At 52.8% G+C, this 15,117-nt stretch carries 17 protein-coding genes; 7 read left to right on the top strand and 10 right to left on the bottom strand.

What is annotated here, in order from left to right; genetic code table 11:
• Positions 1-116 (bottom strand): FAD-binding protein (locus tag ABYA77_RS04845; protein WP_372964820.1); only part of this gene is annotated, 116 nt, incomplete at its 3' end.
• Positions 117-206: 90 nt separating this feature from the next.
• On the opposite strand from ABYA77_RS04845, the gene ABYA77_RS04840 reads away from it, so the two are divergent.
• Positions 207-1,211 (top strand): AraC family transcriptional regulator, encoded by a 1,005-nt coding sequence (locus tag ABYA77_RS04840; RefSeq protein WP_372964818.1) that lies wholly within the window; start codon positions 207-209, stop codon positions 1,209-1,211.
• Positions 1,212-1,221: 10 nt separating this feature from the next.
• Here the strand turns inward: ABYA77_RS04840 and ABYA77_RS04835 are convergent, their stop codons facing one another.
• The 3 genes from ABYA77_RS04835 to ABYA77_RS04825 form a co-directional block, all read right to left on the bottom strand.
• Complete coding sequence (locus ABYA77_RS04835) at positions 1,222-2,607, bottom strand: PhoH family protein (RefSeq protein ID WP_372964817.1); 1,386 nt, start codon at positions 2,605-2,607, stop codon at positions 1,222-1,224.
• 24 nt (positions 2,608-2,631) lie between these two features.
• Positions 2,632-3,123, bottom strand: coding sequence for an HPP family protein (locus tag ABYA77_RS04830; protein ID WP_372964816.1), 492 nt, complete (start codon positions 3,121-3,123; stop codon positions 2,632-2,634).
• 82 nt (positions 3,124-3,205) lie between these two features.
• Complete coding sequence (locus ABYA77_RS04825; RefSeq protein WP_372964815.1) at positions 3,206-3,943, bottom strand: START domain-containing protein; 738 nt, start codon at positions 3,941-3,943, stop codon at positions 3,206-3,208.
• A 137-nt stretch (positions 3,944-4,080) separates the two neighbouring features.
• On the opposite strand from ABYA77_RS04825, the gene ABYA77_RS04820 reads away from it, so the two are divergent.
• Positions 4,081-5,088, top strand: a complete 1,008-nt coding sequence (locus ABYA77_RS04820; RefSeq protein WP_372964814.1) for a DUF2804 domain-containing protein — start codon at positions 4,081-4,083, stop codon at positions 5,086-5,088.
• A 13-nt stretch (positions 5,089-5,101) separates the two neighbouring features.
• Here the strand turns inward: ABYA77_RS04820 and minE are convergent, their stop codons facing one another.
• From minE to ABYA77_RS04800, 4 genes are all read right to left on the bottom strand, one after another.
• Entirely contained in the window at positions 5,102-5,356 is a 255-nt protein-coding gene (gene minE, locus ABYA77_RS04815) for a cell division topological specificity factor MinE (protein WP_372964813.1), read from the bottom strand.
• Between the two features lie 3 nt (positions 5,357-5,359).
• A complete protein-coding gene (minD, locus tag ABYA77_RS04810; protein WP_372964812.1) occupies positions 5,360-6,172 on the bottom strand; it encodes a septum site-determining protein MinD in 813 nt (270 codons plus the stop codon).
• A gap of 63 nt (positions 6,173-6,235) precedes the next feature.
• Positions 6,236-6,994, bottom strand: a complete 759-nt coding sequence (gene minC, locus ABYA77_RS04805) for a septum site-determining protein MinC (protein WP_372964811.1) — start codon at positions 6,992-6,994, stop codon at positions 6,236-6,238.
• A 22-nt stretch (positions 6,995-7,016) separates the two neighbouring features.
• Positions 7,017-7,382 (bottom strand): HopJ type III effector protein, encoded by a 366-nt coding sequence (locus tag ABYA77_RS04800; protein WP_372964810.1) that lies wholly within the window; start codon positions 7,380-7,382, stop codon positions 7,017-7,019.
• A gap of 192 nt (positions 7,383-7,574) precedes the next feature.
• Between ABYA77_RS04800 and dinB the strand changes: the two genes are divergently transcribed.
• The gene (gene dinB / locus ABYA77_RS04795; RefSeq protein ID WP_372964809.1) at positions 7,575-8,639 is read left to right on the top strand and encodes a DNA polymerase IV; all 1,065 of its coding nucleotides are present in this window, start codon (positions 7,575-7,577) and stop codon (positions 8,637-8,639) included.
• Positions 8,640-8,642: 3 nt separating this feature from the next.
• Here dinB and ABYA77_RS04790 read toward each other — a convergent pair whose 3' ends face one another.
• Complete coding sequence (locus ABYA77_RS04790; RefSeq protein ID WP_372964808.1) at positions 8,643-9,197, bottom strand: phosphatase PAP2 family protein; 555 nt, start codon at positions 9,195-9,197, stop codon at positions 8,643-8,645.
• Complete coding sequence (locus ABYA77_RS04785; RefSeq protein WP_372964807.1) at positions 9,163-10,383, bottom strand: glycosyltransferase family 4 protein; 1,221 nt, start codon at positions 10,381-10,383, stop codon at positions 9,163-9,165. The genes ABYA77_RS04790 and ABYA77_RS04785 overlap by 35 nt, the downstream gene beginning before the upstream one ends.
• A gap of 126 nt (positions 10,384-10,509) precedes the next feature.
• Here ABYA77_RS04785 and ABYA77_RS04780 point away from each other — a divergent pair, with 126 nt between their 5' ends.
• From ABYA77_RS04780 to ABYA77_RS04765, 4 genes are all read left to right on the top strand, one after another.
• The gene (locus ABYA77_RS04780) at positions 10,510-11,547 is read left to right on the top strand and encodes an NADP(H)-dependent aldo-keto reductase (protein ID WP_372964806.1); all 1,038 of its coding nucleotides are present in this window, start codon (positions 10,510-10,512) and stop codon (positions 11,545-11,547) included.
• A 235-nt stretch (positions 11,548-11,782) separates the two neighbouring features.
• Positions 11,783-12,139: a hypothetical protein gene (locus ABYA77_RS04775; RefSeq protein WP_372964805.1), complete on the top strand. Its 357-nt coding sequence runs from the start codon at positions 11,783-11,785 to the stop codon at positions 12,137-12,139.
• A gap of 151 nt (positions 12,140-12,290) precedes the next feature.
• On the top strand, positions 12,291-14,480 hold the full coding sequence (locus ABYA77_RS04770) for an acetyl-CoA hydrolase/transferase C-terminal domain-containing protein (protein ID WP_372964804.1): 2,190 nt from the start codon (positions 12,291-12,293) through the stop codon (positions 14,478-14,480).
• Positions 14,481-14,502: 22 nt separating this feature from the next.
• Entirely contained in the window at positions 14,503-14,979 is a 477-nt protein-coding gene (locus ABYA77_RS04765; RefSeq protein ID WP_372964803.1) for a peptidylprolyl isomerase, read from the top strand.
• Positions 14,980-15,117: the final 138 nt, after the last annotated feature.

Here is a 15,117-nt window from a genome sequence, read left to right as displayed (position 1 = left end):
CTGTCACGATCAACAATGGTTACAGATTTTCCGGCCCGAAGGACTTCCAAAGCGGTGACAATGCCCGCCAGTCCGCCACCGGCAATCAGGATGTCTGAGCTAACAGGTTTTGCCATGGAGTGTTTCCGGATTGTGTTTTTGATTTTGTTATGACAGACCATATAACGCTATGATGACTTCTGAATTGACTTTAGAGGCCATAATAATTGACTTTAGAAGCCACAGTATCCATGGGCTGGGTCAATACGGTAATTGATGTAGCAAGGCGTTTGGGGGTTGCCGAGAATCTGTTGCTGGAAGCGGCCGGGCTGCCGGCCGGAGTGTTATCTCGGGAGCGCTGGCCCATCGACTTCATTACTCGCCTTTGGCATGCCGCCGAACAGTGCACGCAAGATTCGGGTTTTGGTCTGAAAGTTGGCGCTGGTGTGCGGCCGGCCAGTATTGATGCGGTCAGTTTTGCCATGCAGAGTGCGGCCACTCTTCGGGAAGCCATCGCCCTGGTGCAAAAGTTTCAGAGGCTGATTTCGGATGGAGGTCGCTTCCAGATGTTGCCGGGTAGCCGTGGCACCTGGATTGTCTACCACCCGCGGCAGGGGCGCCTGGCATTCAGCCCTCATCAGATTGAAGCGGTGCTGTCGGCAGTGGTGAGTCTGAGCGACTGGATTGCCGGTTCATCGATAAGACCGCTGCGGGTGCAGTTCAGCCAGGCAAGGCTGGGGCCCGAGGCTGGTTACCGGGATGTGTTTGGTTGCCCGGTGGAGTTTGAGCAGGCGTTCAGTGGTTTGCTGGTGAGCAATGAGGTGCTGGATGAGCCCTTGCCTCAGGCGGATCCGGCTCTTGCGCAGGTTCATGAAAAGTACAGTGCTGGCCGGCTGGCGGCACTGGAAAGGGGGGCTGTGTCTGCGGAAGATCTCCGGCAATGGCTGATGGCCCGGGTGGGGCCAACCCTTCCGCGACGGGCAGAAGCGGCCAGGATGTTGGGGCTCAGCGAGCGCACGCTGGCTCGTCGGCTGGAAGCGCAGGGTTGCACGTATAACAGTCTGGTGGATGAGGTGCGCCGGGAGCTTGCGCTGGCGGCGGTACGGGAATCTGCTTTGCCTTTGTCAGAGATCGCCTTGTCGCTTGGATTTGCAGAAGCCAGCACCTTTTATCGTGCGTTCCATCGCTGGACCGGGATGCCCCCTGCTCGCTGGCGCAAGCAGAGGGAGTAAGTACTGATGCCTACAGATTGGCTTCAGCAAACTCGGCCAGTACCGAGCGGGGGACGCCTTGAAGATGGATGTGTCCGCCATGGCGGAAGCCCTTGAAGCGTTCGGTCATGTAGGTCAGGCCGGAACTCAGGGGGCTGAGGTAAGGTGTGTCTATCTGTGCCAGATTACCGAGGCAGATTACTTTGGAGCCATTACCTGCCCGGGTAATGATGGTCTTGATCTGATGTGGAGTCAGGTTCTGGGACTCATCAATAATAATCAGGCTGTGCTGAAAACTGCGGCCCCGGATATAGTTCATGGATTTGAAGTGCAGGGGTACCTTGCTGAGGATGTAGTCTACGCTGGCGGACATGTTTTCGTCGTCTTCGTGCAGCGCCTCCAGGTTATCGACAATGGCGCCCAGCCAGGGTTCCATTTTCTCTGCTTCGGTACCGGGCAGGAACCCGATGTCCTCATCCAGCCCTTGGGTGGAGCGGGTGGCTATAATGCGTTTGTAGAGCTTGCTGGCAACGGTCATCTCGATACAGGCGGCCAGTGCCAGAATGGTTTTGCCTGAACCGGCCGAGCCGGTCAGGTTCACCAGGTGGATGTCTGGATCCAGTAACAGATTCAACGCCATCGCCTGATAGATGTCCCGCGGGGTCAGGCCCCAGACTTCTTCATTCATCAGGTCATCGCGGAGTAGATCTTTGATGACCAATTGGTCGTCAGAGATGTCGACAACCTGGCCGATAAAACCTCGTTCATCAATGACGAATTCGTTGATGTTGAGCTTTGCCAGTTCGCCTTCCCGCTTGAGCAGATGTTCAGTGACTCCTGCTCGCTGAACGGTTTCTACTTTCGCGATATTGTCCCAGAAGGAATTGGAGAATTCTTTGTAGCCTTTGGGTAGAAGGTCAATGTCATCCAGCAATTGGTCGTTGTGGTAGTCCTGGGCTTCAACCCCGAAACCTCGCGCTTTCAGGCGCATATTGATGTCTTTACTGACCAGGATGATATCGCGGGATGGGTGCTTTTCTTGGAGCGCCGCGAGCGTGTTGATGATTTTGTTGTCGTTCAGGTGTTCTGGCAGAGAATGGTTGCCGTTGCGTTCGGTGCTCATGATGATAGAGAGCGCACCCAGTGGATCTGCTTTTTTGCCCCGCAGGATAGGCACACCTTTTTCGATGTCTTTCGGGCTGGCGTCCCCAAGCAGGTTGTCGATGTTGCGAATAGCCTGGCGGCAGTCAGCAGCGACGGTCTGTTTGCCCGACTTCAGGCTGTCGAGTTCTTCGAGGACGGTCATCGGGATGATGACCGTGTGTTCTTCAAAGTTCAGGAGGGCATTCGGATCGTGGATCAGGACGTTTGTGTCGAGGACGTACATCTTTTTGCGAGCTTGCGGTGCTCTTGCCATAGGTAGCGTTACCTCTATGTTGAATCAGTCACACTCGGCGCAGCGTTGGGAAAGGCCTCTGTCCGAAATCAGTTTGAGCATGTCGTAGGTTGTTATGATGCCTGTAATTTTTGAATCCCGGGTGACAAAGATTCGGTGCAGGTGTTCACTCATCATCACGTTGGCAATGTCCCGCACAGGGGTGTTTTCGTCTACTGAAAACACAAGCGGGGTCATTATGTCACGTACTTCTACGGGCACCTTGCCCATTTCTTCAAAAATGACCATGCGCAGGCGCCGGGCTTCTTCCTGTTCTTCTGATGTCAGTTGAGGCTGATCTTCAGAGCGGGAAGCATTCCAGCGGAATTCGGTGATGTCTTTGAGGGTGGCAATACCGATGATTTCACCGTTGTCATCGGTGACCGGGCTTCCGGTTATTTCGTTATCGGTGAGAAAACGGGCCAGTCTGTCCATCGTCCAGTTCTGGGGGACAGCTTTGATCGTTGGGGTCATGATCTCATGGGCGAGAACGGGCATCGGTGACACTCTTCGATTAAAAGTACTTTTATTGGAGCTTAGCCGTTCCTTGGCTTGCAGTCACCCCTGTTTGATCAAGCTGTTAGCTGTTGTCTGGAACCACGGCTTTGATGTTGCCGTCTTCAGACCACTCGATGCGGTACCCCTGATATTTTTCTTCCTGAGCCACGGCTTCCAGCGCTTGCATGGACTTTACGGGAATATCGACAACCAGATTGTTCACCAGCCAGCCGGGCAGGGCGCCGTTGGGCTCGGTGTGCTGCAGCCAAACCAGGCGCGTGCCATTGTCGGTTGGCGTGAAATGATAGTGGGTGTCGGAGCGATCAACCCGAATACGGCTGCTGAGTTCAGTACGCATCCCTGGAGTTGCGTTTAAATCCATGAAAATTTCACCGGTTTGCTGATTGCCTCTGGTACGGATGCGCAGCACGTAATCCCGGTCTGTAACTGGCCAGGGCATGTTGTTAACGGAATAGGCGTAACGGTCATGGAAGTTTCCTTTGCCAAACGCAAAAGACTCTATGCAGTTATGTACCCACTCCATGCAGGATTTGGGGTTGATCATTACAGCCATCAGGTTTTCGATGGGAACATTCAGCTCAGCAACGGCTTTGAATGCCTGAAACCCGGAGTTTTGCTGATCCATGGTGTAGATGCGGATGTTGTCGATTTCTTTTTGCAGAGCCCACTGTTCTGAGTTCTCTGCCGGTAAAGGCGGATAGTTGTTGGCTGAGACCGAAAAAGAAACAAACAGAGCCAGAACCGGGCCTGTTAGTCTGAAAATGGTACCCATAACGCCGAAGGCATTGGTGACTGTCATAAGCTACACTTTGATGTTGAAGGTGGCTGGCAGTCTATCATGTTGATAAGCCGGACTTTGCAATGGTAATAAGGGTTTGTGAACCACGTAGCTTACTTGTGCTACGGGCCCCATAATTGTTATGACCTGATGAAACTATGACCAAAAAGAAACTGATTGACCCGAAAGGGCGAATTTCTTCCGGGCTGATAGCCGAGCCTGTGGATGTTATTAACTATATGGACTATGACTTGCGCACGGTGATGGATAAGCCCCGGTCCCGGCTGGCTAAGCATTTGGGCTTTAATCAGTTTCAGTTTGTCAGCGCTATGGCACCTGGTTGGGTGTTCGGCATGGCTATTGTTGACTTGAAGGTTGTTGGTTCCGGCTTTTTTTATTTGTTCGATTTTGAATCTGGCCAGATGTTTGAACAGTCTTTTATTCAGCCTCTGGCCAGGCAGACGGAGATTGAGCCCTACCCGGAAAATGGCGGCGCCCGTTTTCGGAAGGGCGAGGTGTTGCTGACGATTGAGCCGGCTACGGGAGGCCGGAATGTAAGGGTCAATGCACCGGGTAACATTCAGGTAGATTTGGAGCTGAGAGAGGATAGTGAGCCTCTTCGGCTGGTTTGCCCTGCCGGTTACAGCGGCTGGGTGTTTACCCGTAAATCGGCTGGTTTGCCAGTGCAAGGAGAGGTGCGCTGGGGGCAACAGATCTGGCGTACAGATGACAACTCCCGGGGGGCCATAGACTGGAGTTGCGGCTTTATGCGCAGGGAAACAGCCTGGAACTGGGCGTGCCTGGCAGGAGTCACTGATGACGGTGTATCGGTGGGGCTGAATCTGGCGGCGGGCGTGAACGAAACGGGTATGACGGAAAATGCGCTCTGGCTCAATGGTCAATGTATTAAGTTGGGGGCTGCACGGTTTGAGTTTGACCGCTATCAGCCGGAGACCAATTGGCGGGTCACCACCGAAGACGGCAAGGTAGCCCTGACGTTCGTACCGTCGGGTGTCCGTAAAGAACGATTAAATGCCTGGGTGCTGGCGTCGAATTTTCGCCAGTTCGTGGGTACGTTCCAGGGAACAGTTGAGGATGATTCAGGCAAAAAAATCCCCGTAGCGGGGCTACGGGGACTGATGGAGGATCACTTTGCCCGCTGGTAAGCGGGCACTGCCGTTACTTTTCGGGCAATGTGACATTTAACTCCAGTACCGAACAGCTATCGTTCCGGTCGATTTCTACCTGAACCATATCATCACTGATCTGTACGTATTTTCGGATAACCGCCAGCAATTCTGCCTGCATCTGCGGTAGGTAATCCGGCTGAGCCCTTTGGCCCCGTTCGTGGGCCACAATGATTTGCAGGCGCTCTTTAGCAACGTTGGCGGAGTTGTTGCTTTTACTGCTTCTGAAGTAATCCAGGAAACTCATCCTTTAGCCCCCCTTGAACATCCGTGAGAAGAAACCTTTCTTCTGGGAGGTCATGAAGCGATGTTCACGCTCCTCTCCCAGAAGCCGTGCAACTGCGTCGTCGTAGGCTTGTCCGGCGTCGCTTTGTTCTTCAAGAATGACGGGTAGCCCCTGGTTGGAAGCGTTCAGTACCACCTGGCTTTCCGGGATGACACCAAGCAGCGGAATCGCCAGGATTTCTTCCACGTCTGCTACCGACAACATTTCACCGCGCTCTACACGCTCTGGGTTGTAACGGGTCAGCAGCAGGTGCTCTTTGAGTGGCTCCTGCCCCATTTCAGCCCGCCGGGATTTGCTTTGCATAATGCCCAGGATACGGTCGGAATCCCGCACCGAGGAAACTTCCGGGTTGGTGACGACAACGGCTTCGTCGGCATAGTAGAGCGCCATCAGCGCGCCGTGCTCAATTCCGGCGGGGGAGTCGCAGATAATGTAATCGAAGGTCTCGGAAAGTTCGTTGATGACTTTTTCAACGCCTTCTTTGGTGAGTGCTTCTTTCTCACGGGTTTGCGATGCAGGCAGGATGTACAGGGTCTCAACCCGTTTATCCTTGATAAGAGCCTGATTGAGTGTCGCTTCGCCCTGAATGACGTTCACAAAGTCGTACACGACCCGGCGTTCGCAGTTCATGATCAGGTCCAGGTTTCGCAGACCTACGTCGAAGTCAATCACGACAGTTTTAAAGCCTCGCTTGGCGAGGCCGGTACTGATTGAAGCGCTGGTGGTAGTTTTACCAACGCCGCCTTTTCCTGAGGTAACGACAATGATTCTAGCCAAGGTTCATTTCCTGTTTCGCGGTGGATTCGTCATATCTTCAAATGTTGTTTGTTGTTAGCAACATCAGGCCTTGTCCAGTGGCGACACCACCAGCACGTCATCCTTGAGCTGGATCTGTACTGCGCTTTTCCAGCCGTTGTCTTGAAGATCTTCGGGAATTTTATAGTGTCCGGCAATAGACACAAGCTCTGCTTCCAGCGACTGGCAGAAAATTCGCGCAGACTCTGAACCGTGAATCCCGGCCAGGGCCCGCCCGCGCAGCGCGCCGTACACATGAATGTTGCCTGCTGCTAATACTTCGGCGCCGGCTTGTACGGGGGCGAGTATGATCAGGTCGCCTTCCGGAGCATAGACTTGCTGCCCGGAACGCACCGGTTGAGTAACAATCCGGGCAGGTGTTGGTTCTGGTGCTGATGTGACCGCCGGCGCTTGGTGTGCCTGGTCTGCACTCTCTTCGACCGGTTCCGGTGCCACGGGTTTTTCTCGCACAGCTCCACCAGGCATAAGTGCCAGGGAGGCGCCTCGGGCCATGCGGCGCTGGTCATCGTTAGTGGCGCGGACTCCGATCACATGAATGTTGTGCCGGCGACAGGTACCGATGATTTTGAAAAAGTCGATCTCGCTGTCCAGGCCTTCGTATTTGTCCAGGCTGATGACCAGAGGGATATCTTTGAAAAAACCCGGTGCCTGGCTGATTTTATCCCGCAAGTCGGTTTCGAACTCATGGTCGTCGAAGTAGTAAAGTTCCAGTGCGGTCAGTGAAATGCTGGCGCTTTTCAGCTGGAAGCTTTGTTTCACTCCGGAGTTGGCAGTATCGCTCATGAATGCTCGTTTTCCTGATGAATTACTGGGTGGATTCGGCGCGGGCGCGCAAAGGTTGGCTGTCAAAGCGAATACCTGACCACCCAGTGCTTATGAATTGGCGGATATTACCATGACTGCTGCCCGTAGGGTCGTTCAGAACCTGATGATAATGCTGGGCGAACAGTGTGAGTGTGTCGCTTTCGTTCAGGTTGCAGTATTGGCCCAAACCAAATACCCGGCAGGAACCGCCATTCTCTCCCGGCTCGTTACGCAGCGGGCCGTTATCAAAACCTGTGGGCAGAAACTCAAAGTGCTGGTCAATCAGGGCCAGAGTGTCATCGAAATCAGCGTGACCGGCCTGTAAGGATGCCAGGTGAATACGAACCGCTTCGGTGATGTTCATCATTTATGTTCCTGCTTGGAGCCTGATGGGTACTTTGCTTTCATTTTGGTTCGTTCAGATTTGCGAATTGGGTTGATCATGGGGCCTCGCAGTAGTTTGCCGGGTTTGATTCCGGAGTTCCTGACATTCTCAGTATGTTACCGTAAGATACAAGGCTGTATAAACGTACAGATTGTTAACCTGAGTCCGCTGACCATGTCCCAGCGCAAGATCATTCATGTAGATTGCGACTGTTTTTACGCCGCTGTTGAAATGCGTGACGACCCATCCTTGCGGGATGTGCCTCTCGCAGTTGGTGGTGATGGCGCTCGTGGCGTGGTGGCCACCTGTAACTACAAAGCCCGTGCTTTCGGTGTGCGCTCGGCTATGCCCGGCAGCGAAGCTCGGCGTTTATGCCCTGATTTGGTAACGGTGCCGCCGGATATGGGCAAGTACCGGGCAGTGTCTCAGCAAGTTATGGCGATATTGCGGGAAATGACCGATCTGGTAGAACCCCTGTCGTTGGATGAAGCCTTTCTGGATGTTTCCGAGGTTACCGACTTTAAGGGGAGTGCCACTCTGATGGCGCGCCACCTGCGTGAGCGGGTCAAACGGGAAACCGGCGTTACGATTTCGGCGGGTGTTGCGCCGAACAAGTTTCTTGCCAAAATTGCCAGCGACTGGCGCAAGCCCGATGGCCTGTTTGTGATTACGCCCAATGAAGTCGAGGCTTTTGTGCAGACACTGCCTGTCGAAAAATTATTTGGCGTAGGGCAGGTGACGGCTGGAAAACTTCATGCTCTGGGGGTGACTACCTGTGGTGAGATGCAGGCTCTCGGGGCTGATGTGCTGATCGAAAAGTTTGGAAAACAGGGTTACCGATTGTTTGAAATGGCTAACGGCAGGGATGAGCGGCCGGTGGTGATTTCGAGGGTAGCGAAATCGGTGAGTGTGGAGCGAACCTTCTCCCAGGATTTGTCCGGAAAAGAAGCTTGTGAATCGGTTATGCCAGCCCTTGTCGCGGATCTGAATCTCAGGCTTGCCCGTAAAGGTCGGGATAAGCCAATACACAAATTGTTCGTCAAAATTCGCTACAGCGATTTCTCTACACATACGCTGGAGCGAATGAGAGATCAGGTTGCTGAGCCAGAAGCTGCAGACTACCAACCATTGCTGGATGAGCTGGTCACTCGGGAAGATCGTCCCGTGCGTTTGATGGGGGTAGGCGTCCGTTTCCGTAATGACGATGCTCCGGTTACCCAGTTACGACTGTTTGACTGAGTCTTATAGTAAGCCGGAAAACAGGTGAACTGACGTACCACCTAATAACCCGCCAATCAATGCTCCGGCTATCACGTCGCTGGGATAGTGCAGGCCAAGTACCACTCTGGATATGGTCACGGAGAGTGTGAAGGGTAGAACCGCCCAGGCCACTCCCGGTAACGTTGCAAACAGCATTGTCTGAAAACAAACTGCATGCAGCGTGTGCCCGGAAGGAAAGCTGTATCGGTCTAGTGGTGGCGTTGCGCAACTAATGGCGGGGAAGGATATGAACGGCCGCTCTCGAATGAGTCGGCTTTTCAGACCTTTATAGGTGACGGTGCAGGTTAGACCCGTGAACGTCATCAGAATAGCTAAAGCCTGGCCCTGCGAGGGGGCGATAAAGGGGATGGATAGAATCAGTGCGTACCAGATCCAGCCATCTCCCAGCCAACTCACTAACCGGAAATAGCTTTTGATTGGTCTGAACCGCACAGCACGGTTAATTGACTGGCATAAGGCGTACTCGCGCTGATCTGCGAGTTCAAAGAGTCGGGATGCTTTGCTTATCAATGGCATGGTGTTGGGCCTCTATGTTCGGGGTGCAAACCAGACGTTCGAATTGGTTGATCTGGCTACTCCAATTCAGATCGAGTGCATCAAGCCGGGATTTGGTGCGGACTCGGTGAAGCAGGGATGGTTGGCCGGCCAGCCGTAAAGCGTGTTTGATGAAGTTCGCGTCATCGTCGAGAGGCGCTTTCAGCCCGTTGTCGTTGTGACGGATATGCTCAGATGCGGCTGCATCATCAAATGCGACAACGCCTAGCCCGCTCGCCATGGCTTCCAGCACCACGTTTCCGAAGGTGTCAGTCTTACTCGGAAACAGAAACAGATCGCCAGAGGCATAGTGCTGGGCCAGGCTTTCACCGCGTTGCATACCACAGAAGATGAAGTCTGGATTTTGATCTTCCAGTTGAGCCCGCATCGGACCGTCGCCTACCAGAATGAAGCGGACGTTCGCATGCATCCTTCGGATACGATTGAAGCTGTTGATGGCCAGTTGGAGATTTTTCTCTGGCGCCAGACGGCCTACATACAGCACTGCCCGGTCGCTTTCGGTCAGCCCCCAACGCTTCCTGAGTGACGCGCTCCGTTTGTGGGGGGTGAATTGCTGGCAATCGACGCCACGACTCCAAAGGGCTGTGTTGGAAATGCCCATGGCCTGAGCGGTAGCCTGGGTTTTCCGGGTTGGCACCAGGGTCATCGCCGTCCGGTTGTGAAACCATCTGCCGTAGGCGCACAAGAAACGCTCGAGAGAGCCCAGACCGTAATAATGGGAATAGTTGTGGAAGTTGGTGTGGAAGCCCGAGGTTACAGGGATTCCCAGGTGTTTTGCGGCTGTTGTGGCTGACAGGCCCAGAGGCCCCTGGGTGGCTATATAAATACAGTCTGGTGGGTCAGGTTTCCATAGCTTCTTAAGAGTAACTGGGCGAGTGATACCTAAACGGAGATCGGTGTAGCCGGGTAATGGCAGGCTGTGAACAGTAAATTCCCTTAGGCAAGGATTGTTGCGGTTATTCGTAACCAGCCCTGTTCGTTCCTGTGGTTGTCTTGGGCGGACAACGGTGACTTGGTGGCCGAGTCCGATCAGTCCTTGACATAGGCGGCCCAGAGTATTGGCAACGCCATTGATTTCCGGCGGAAAGGTTTCCGAAACAATGGTAATGTGTCGCTTGTGCCGGTCTGATGAATTTGTTTCGGTCACGGTACATTTCGCAGGTTCTGTTGTCATGGCGCTACTGTGACCCTGGGCTGTGACAGGTATGCGACAACTCTGTGACATTCCGATTACACCAGTTTAAACCTCTCATCGATCCATTAAGGAGCCCCCATGCGAATGCGAAAACTTGGAAAGACGGACATTGATGTCAGTCTGATCTGCCTCGGCACTATGACCTGGGGCGAACAGAACACCGAGCAGGAAGCATTTGAGCAACTGGACTACGCGGTTGATGCTGGTATCAACTTTATTGATACAGCTGAGATGTATCCGGTTCCGCCGAAGCTGGAGACGCAGGGGCGAACAGAAGAATACCTGGGTAATTGGCTGGCCCGTCGCGGCCGCCGTGATGATCTGGTGATCGCATCCAAAGTGGCTGGGCCGGGGAACGGGCTTAGCTATTTGCGCGGTGGCCCCCGGTTAACCCGGGAGCACATTCGAGAGGCGTGCGACAGCAGTCTTCAGCGGCTTCAGACAGACTATATCGACCTGTATCAGGTGCACTGGCCAGACCGGAGCGCGAACTTCTTCGGAAAGCTTGGCTATGAGCAGAACCCGAAAGAGTCGATGACGCCAATTGAGGAAACTCTGGGGGCGCTGGATGAGCTGGTAAAAGAAGGAAAGATACGACACGTTGGGTTGTCGAATGAAACCCCGTGGGGCGTAATGGAGTACCTGAGGTTATCCCGCGAAAACAATTGGCCTCGTGTGGTTTCTATCCAGAATCCATACAGTCTTCTGAACCGTTCGTTTGAGGCCGGCCTTGCAGAGTTTGCTCACCGTGAAGAAACAGGACTGTTGGCGTATTCGCCGTTAGCGTTTGGCATGCTTACCGGTAAGTATATGGGAGGCAAGTGGCCGGAAAAAGCCCGCCTGACATTATACGAACGTTTCGTTCGTTATACCGGGGATCACGCAGCTGACGCTACCCGGGCTTATGTTGAACTGGCTTATCAGCAAGGTTTGTCGCCGGCCCAGATGGCGCTGGCCTGGGTAAATAGCCGTGAGTTTGTAACCAGTAATATTATTGGCGCAACGAGCATGGAGCAGTTGAAAGAAAATATTGGCTCGACAGAAATTACGTTGAGTGCGGATATTGTTTCAGCAATTGAAGCTATCCATAGTGAGTTTACTTACCCTTGCCCCTGAAATCGTTGTTAATTCAACTGAGTAGCCAGCTTGTCTTTGCTCCGTCAGCTTCAGGGCATGAGGGGGCAGTTACAAAGGGATAAAGAAAGTGGGTGTTTGTTGACAAAAAAGTGCTGGGAGGAAGTCGGAAGCTTGACGCTTTTGTGTGCAATTTCACACTATTCTCACGTAGAATAACTAGACTTAAGTCCTAGATGTTCACAAGTTAACCAATATTTGAGGCGTAGCTTTCGCGATGATCATCCGCATCTTTCTCCTTTTGCTGGCGTTAAACTGCCTCGCCTTTGTGGCGCGTGCAGAAGCCGCAGAGCCGGTTCGGTCAGAACCGATGCTCTCGGATCGCATGCTGGCAGAGCGTGATGACAAAATGTCGGTTGAAGATGTGTACGAGCTGCAGGAATGGATGTCGGGCGATGAAGACCATCAAAATCGCCAAGATGCGCTGGCTGCTATCGGTTCACGGTTGTTGAGTCTTAGTTTCAACCGAGCAGACTCCTCTCGTAAAAATTATGCGTCTGATTCAGCTCAGCCGGACCACGGTATTGCGTTGTTGAATGAAGGCGCCTGTCTGAACCTTCGCTGGAAGTTCTGACCTTTCTTCTTTCGCTGTTCTCTTTTTTCTGTCTTTCCGATTCTTGTCATTTCACCTCATTCAATGAAACTCATGACCTGACACATTGTCACTCGCTGGCTGCCGTGTGATTATCGGGAGCATTGGTCATTGTCAAATGAAGAGGCTTGTGATGACGGTGCAGAATGGAATCTATCTCAATGATGCAAATGCATGTGTAGACAAAGTTATTGAGCGAGTGGGTAAGCACATCACCCTTGGCCTTCCTTTGGGGTTAGGAAAGCCTGTGCGCTTTGCGAATGCGTTGTATCAAAGAGCGAAGGATGATCCGGAGATTCGTCTCCATATCGTTACCGCGTTATCGTTGCTTGCCCCCAAGGGCAGCTCATCTCTAGAGCGCCGGTTTATGGAGCCGTTTGCCAAAAGGCTTTATGGCTCTGTTCCCGAGCTCGACTATGCCCGGGATGTCAGTAATAACAAACTGCCGGACAACGTTACGGTTTCCGAGTTTTTCTTTAAGGCCGGTAGTTATCTTCGGAATCAGAATCAGCAGCGCAACTATATCTGTACCAACTATACTCATGCTGTTCGTGACTTAATGGCGCAAGGCGTCAATGTGGTTGGGCAGATGATGTCTCCGGGAGAGCTTCATGGCAAACCTGGTCAGATGAGCTTCAGTTGTAACCCGGATCTTTCCATTGATATTTTGCCTCTGTTGCGTGAGCGAGAGGCAGACGGAACTCCTGTGGCCATGGTGGCAGAACAAAATGCTCAGCTACCCTGGCTTGGACATCATGCTGTTGTTGATGACAGCCAGTTTGACATTATTTTATCCCACCCGGCTTCAGACTATCCCTTATTCTCTGCGCCGCAAATGGCGGTTAGCCCTGCCGATCATATGATCGGTTTTTACTCTAGTTGTCTCCTTAAAGACGGCGGAACGTTGCAAGTTGGTATTGGCTCGTTGGGTGCGGCGCTGGTGAATAGCACCATTGTCCGGCATAAGTATAACTCGGCCTGGAAGTTGGTTTATCAGCATGCCCGCGTAGATGAGCGGTTTCCGTTGGTTCGGGAATGTGGCGGAACACAGCCGTTCGAAAAGGGGCTGTATGGCTGCAGTGAAATGATGGTAGACGGATTCCTGTATCTGCTTCAGGAGGGCATTCTGAAGCGTGAGGTGTTTGATCATGCAGGCCTGCAGGTGCTCATCAATGAGGGCAAAATCTCCGGCAAGCCATCACTGGGTATGCTGGATGTTTTGCGGCGCGAGGAGTTGATCGATTCTCCGTTGCGGAGCAAAGATCTGCAGTGGTTGGTTCAGTATGGCATTTTACGGAATACGGTTGAGCTTAAAGGCGGCCGTTTACGCCTGGGCGAAGAAACCTCGGTTGAGGCGGACCTTGGTAACACGGAAACCCGTGAGGTACTCCAAACGATGGGGCTGGGTGACAGGTTGGCGGGGGGTGTCGTCATGCATGGAGGCTTCTATGTCGGGCCTGAAAAGTTCTATCAAGAACTGAGAGATTTGCCGGAAGAGCAGCGCGAAAAAATCTGTATGACCAGTGTTAACTTTATCAACCATCTATACGATCACCGATACGGGGACCAAAAGCTTAAAGCGGCTCAGCGTGTGGATGGCCGGTTTATCAACTCTGCCATGATGTACACGCTTAGCGGTGCGGCGGTATCTGACGGACTGGCTGATGGCCGGGTAGTCAGTGGTGTTGGCGGTCAATATAACTTTGTTGCTATGGCTCATGAGTTACCTGGCGCACGATCTATTCTGGCCCTGAGAGCAACGCGCAGGTCTGGCGGTAAAGTGGTTTCGAATATTGTGTTTAATTATGCCCACTGTACCATTCCCCGACATCTTCGGGATGTCGTAATTACTGAGTATGGTATTGCTGATCTCAGGGGGCAGCCTGACGAGGAGGTTTTTCTGCGCCTGATACGCATCGCCGATTCCCGGTTCCAGGCTGAGCTGCTAAAACAGGCCCAAAAAGCCGGGAAAGTACGTGCAGACTTCAAATTGCCGTCAGAATGGACAAACAATACGCCTGAGCAAGTGAGGGCAACGTTGGCCGCGGCGGGAGAGGGTGACTGGTTCCCTGCGTTTCCTTTTGGTCGGGATTTCACCGATGAAGAGTTGACGTTGGGGAAAGCTCTTAAGTCGCTTAAGGCCGCAACATCGACTCCCCGTGGTAAACTTTCGACCCTTTGGCAGGCTCTGAAGGCCGATGATGAAGATGGCCGTTACCAGGCGTTGCTTGAACGCATGGGGCTTGAACGACCGTCTGGCTTCCGGGAAAAACTTGACCGGAAGTTAGTCATTCATGGTCTGCAGCAACTTGAACCCCGATAGAAACAGGAAGCGTGAAAAGCTAATGCAAGCAGATACGCCGCAAACCAAGCCGGAAATTTATACTGTTCATTACGTCCTGAAAAATCGCATCGGCGAACTGGTGGACACATCTGAGGGCAGTGAGCCGCTGCATTTCCTGGAAGGTTCCCCTGACATCATTGAGGGCATTCAGGCAGCAGTAAAGGGCCGTGTGCCGGGAGATTGCCTGGAAGTGACCGTGCCACCGGAAATGGCTTACGGAGAATACCGTGAAGATCTCGTCCGGACGGTTCCCAGGTCGTTGTTTGAAGGTGTCGAAAAGCTGGAAGTGGGTATGAAGTTCCAGACAAATTCCGGTGATCAGGCTCAGATCGTTCAGGTTGCCAGTATTGATGGCAATCTTGTGAAGGTTGATGCTAACCACCCTCTGGCAGGTTTTACTCTGTATTTTGATCTGGAAATCGTAGGCCGCCGGGAAGCAACGGAAGATGAAATCGCTCAGGGCCGGCCACTGTTTTGATAGAGGGTTCGGAAATTGAGGCATTTGTCACAAGGTGTAACGTTTTTGCAGTTACATGTATAGTTCTGAATGGAATGTATAATTGCTGTAACTGTAGGTTGCCTGTATCGTTAATTAGGTAACTCTAAAATCAAAATA

Origin of the sequence: Marinobacter sp., from assembly GCF_041595835.1 — a bacterium.
Classification (GTDB): Bacteria; Pseudomonadota; Gammaproteobacteria; order Pseudomonadales; family Oleiphilaceae; genus Marinobacter.
The sequence above is the reverse complement of the archived record's forward strand: the minus strand, read 5'-3'. Positions and strand labels throughout refer to the sequence as shown.

Coding starts and splice junctions, on each gene's coding strand:
- ABYA77_RS04825 (WP_372964815.1), bottom strand. CDS start 3,943: ATGACAGTCACCAATGCCTTCGGCGTTATGGGTACCATTTTCAGACTA.
- ABYA77_RS04820 (WP_372964814.1), top strand. CDS start 4,081: ATGACCAAAAAGAAACTGATTGACCCGAAAGGGCGAATTTCTTCCGGG.
- ABYA77_RS04765 (WP_372964803.1), top strand. CDS start 14,503: ATGCAAGCAGATACGCCGCAAACCAAGCCGGAAATTTATACTGTTCAT.
- ABYA77_RS04775 (WP_372964805.1), top strand. CDS start 11,783: ATGATCATCCGCATCTTTCTCCTTTTGCTGGCGTTAAACTGCCTCGCC.
- ABYA77_RS04790 (WP_372964808.1), bottom strand. CDS start 9,197: ATGCCATTGATAAGCAAAGCATCCCGACTCTTTGAACTCGCAGATCAG.
- minC (WP_372964811.1), bottom strand. CDS start 6,994: ATGAGCGATACTGCCAACTCCGGAGTGAAACAAAGCTTCCAGCTGAAA.
- minE (WP_372964813.1), bottom strand. CDS start 5,356: ATGAGTTTCCTGGATTACTTCAGAAGCAGTAAAAGCAACAACTCCGCC.
- ABYA77_RS04835 (WP_372964817.1), bottom strand. CDS start 2,607: ATGGCAAGAGCACCGCAAGCTCGCAAAAAGATGTACGTCCTCGACACA.
- ABYA77_RS04780 (WP_372964806.1), top strand. CDS start 10,510: ATGCGAATGCGAAAACTTGGAAAGACGGACATTGATGTCAGTCTGATC.
- ABYA77_RS04770 (WP_372964804.1), top strand. CDS start 12,291: ATGACGGTGCAGAATGGAATCTATCTCAATGATGCAAATGCATGTGTA.
- ABYA77_RS04800 (WP_372964810.1), bottom strand. CDS start 7,382: ATGATGAACATCACCGAAGCGGTTCGTATTCACCTGGCATCCTTACAG.
- ABYA77_RS04830 (WP_372964816.1), bottom strand. CDS start 3,123: ATGCCCGTTCTCGCCCATGAGATCATGACCCCAACGATCAAAGCTGTC.
- dinB (WP_372964809.1), top strand. CDS start 7,575: ATGTCCCAGCGCAAGATCATTCATGTAGATTGCGACTGTTTTTACGCC.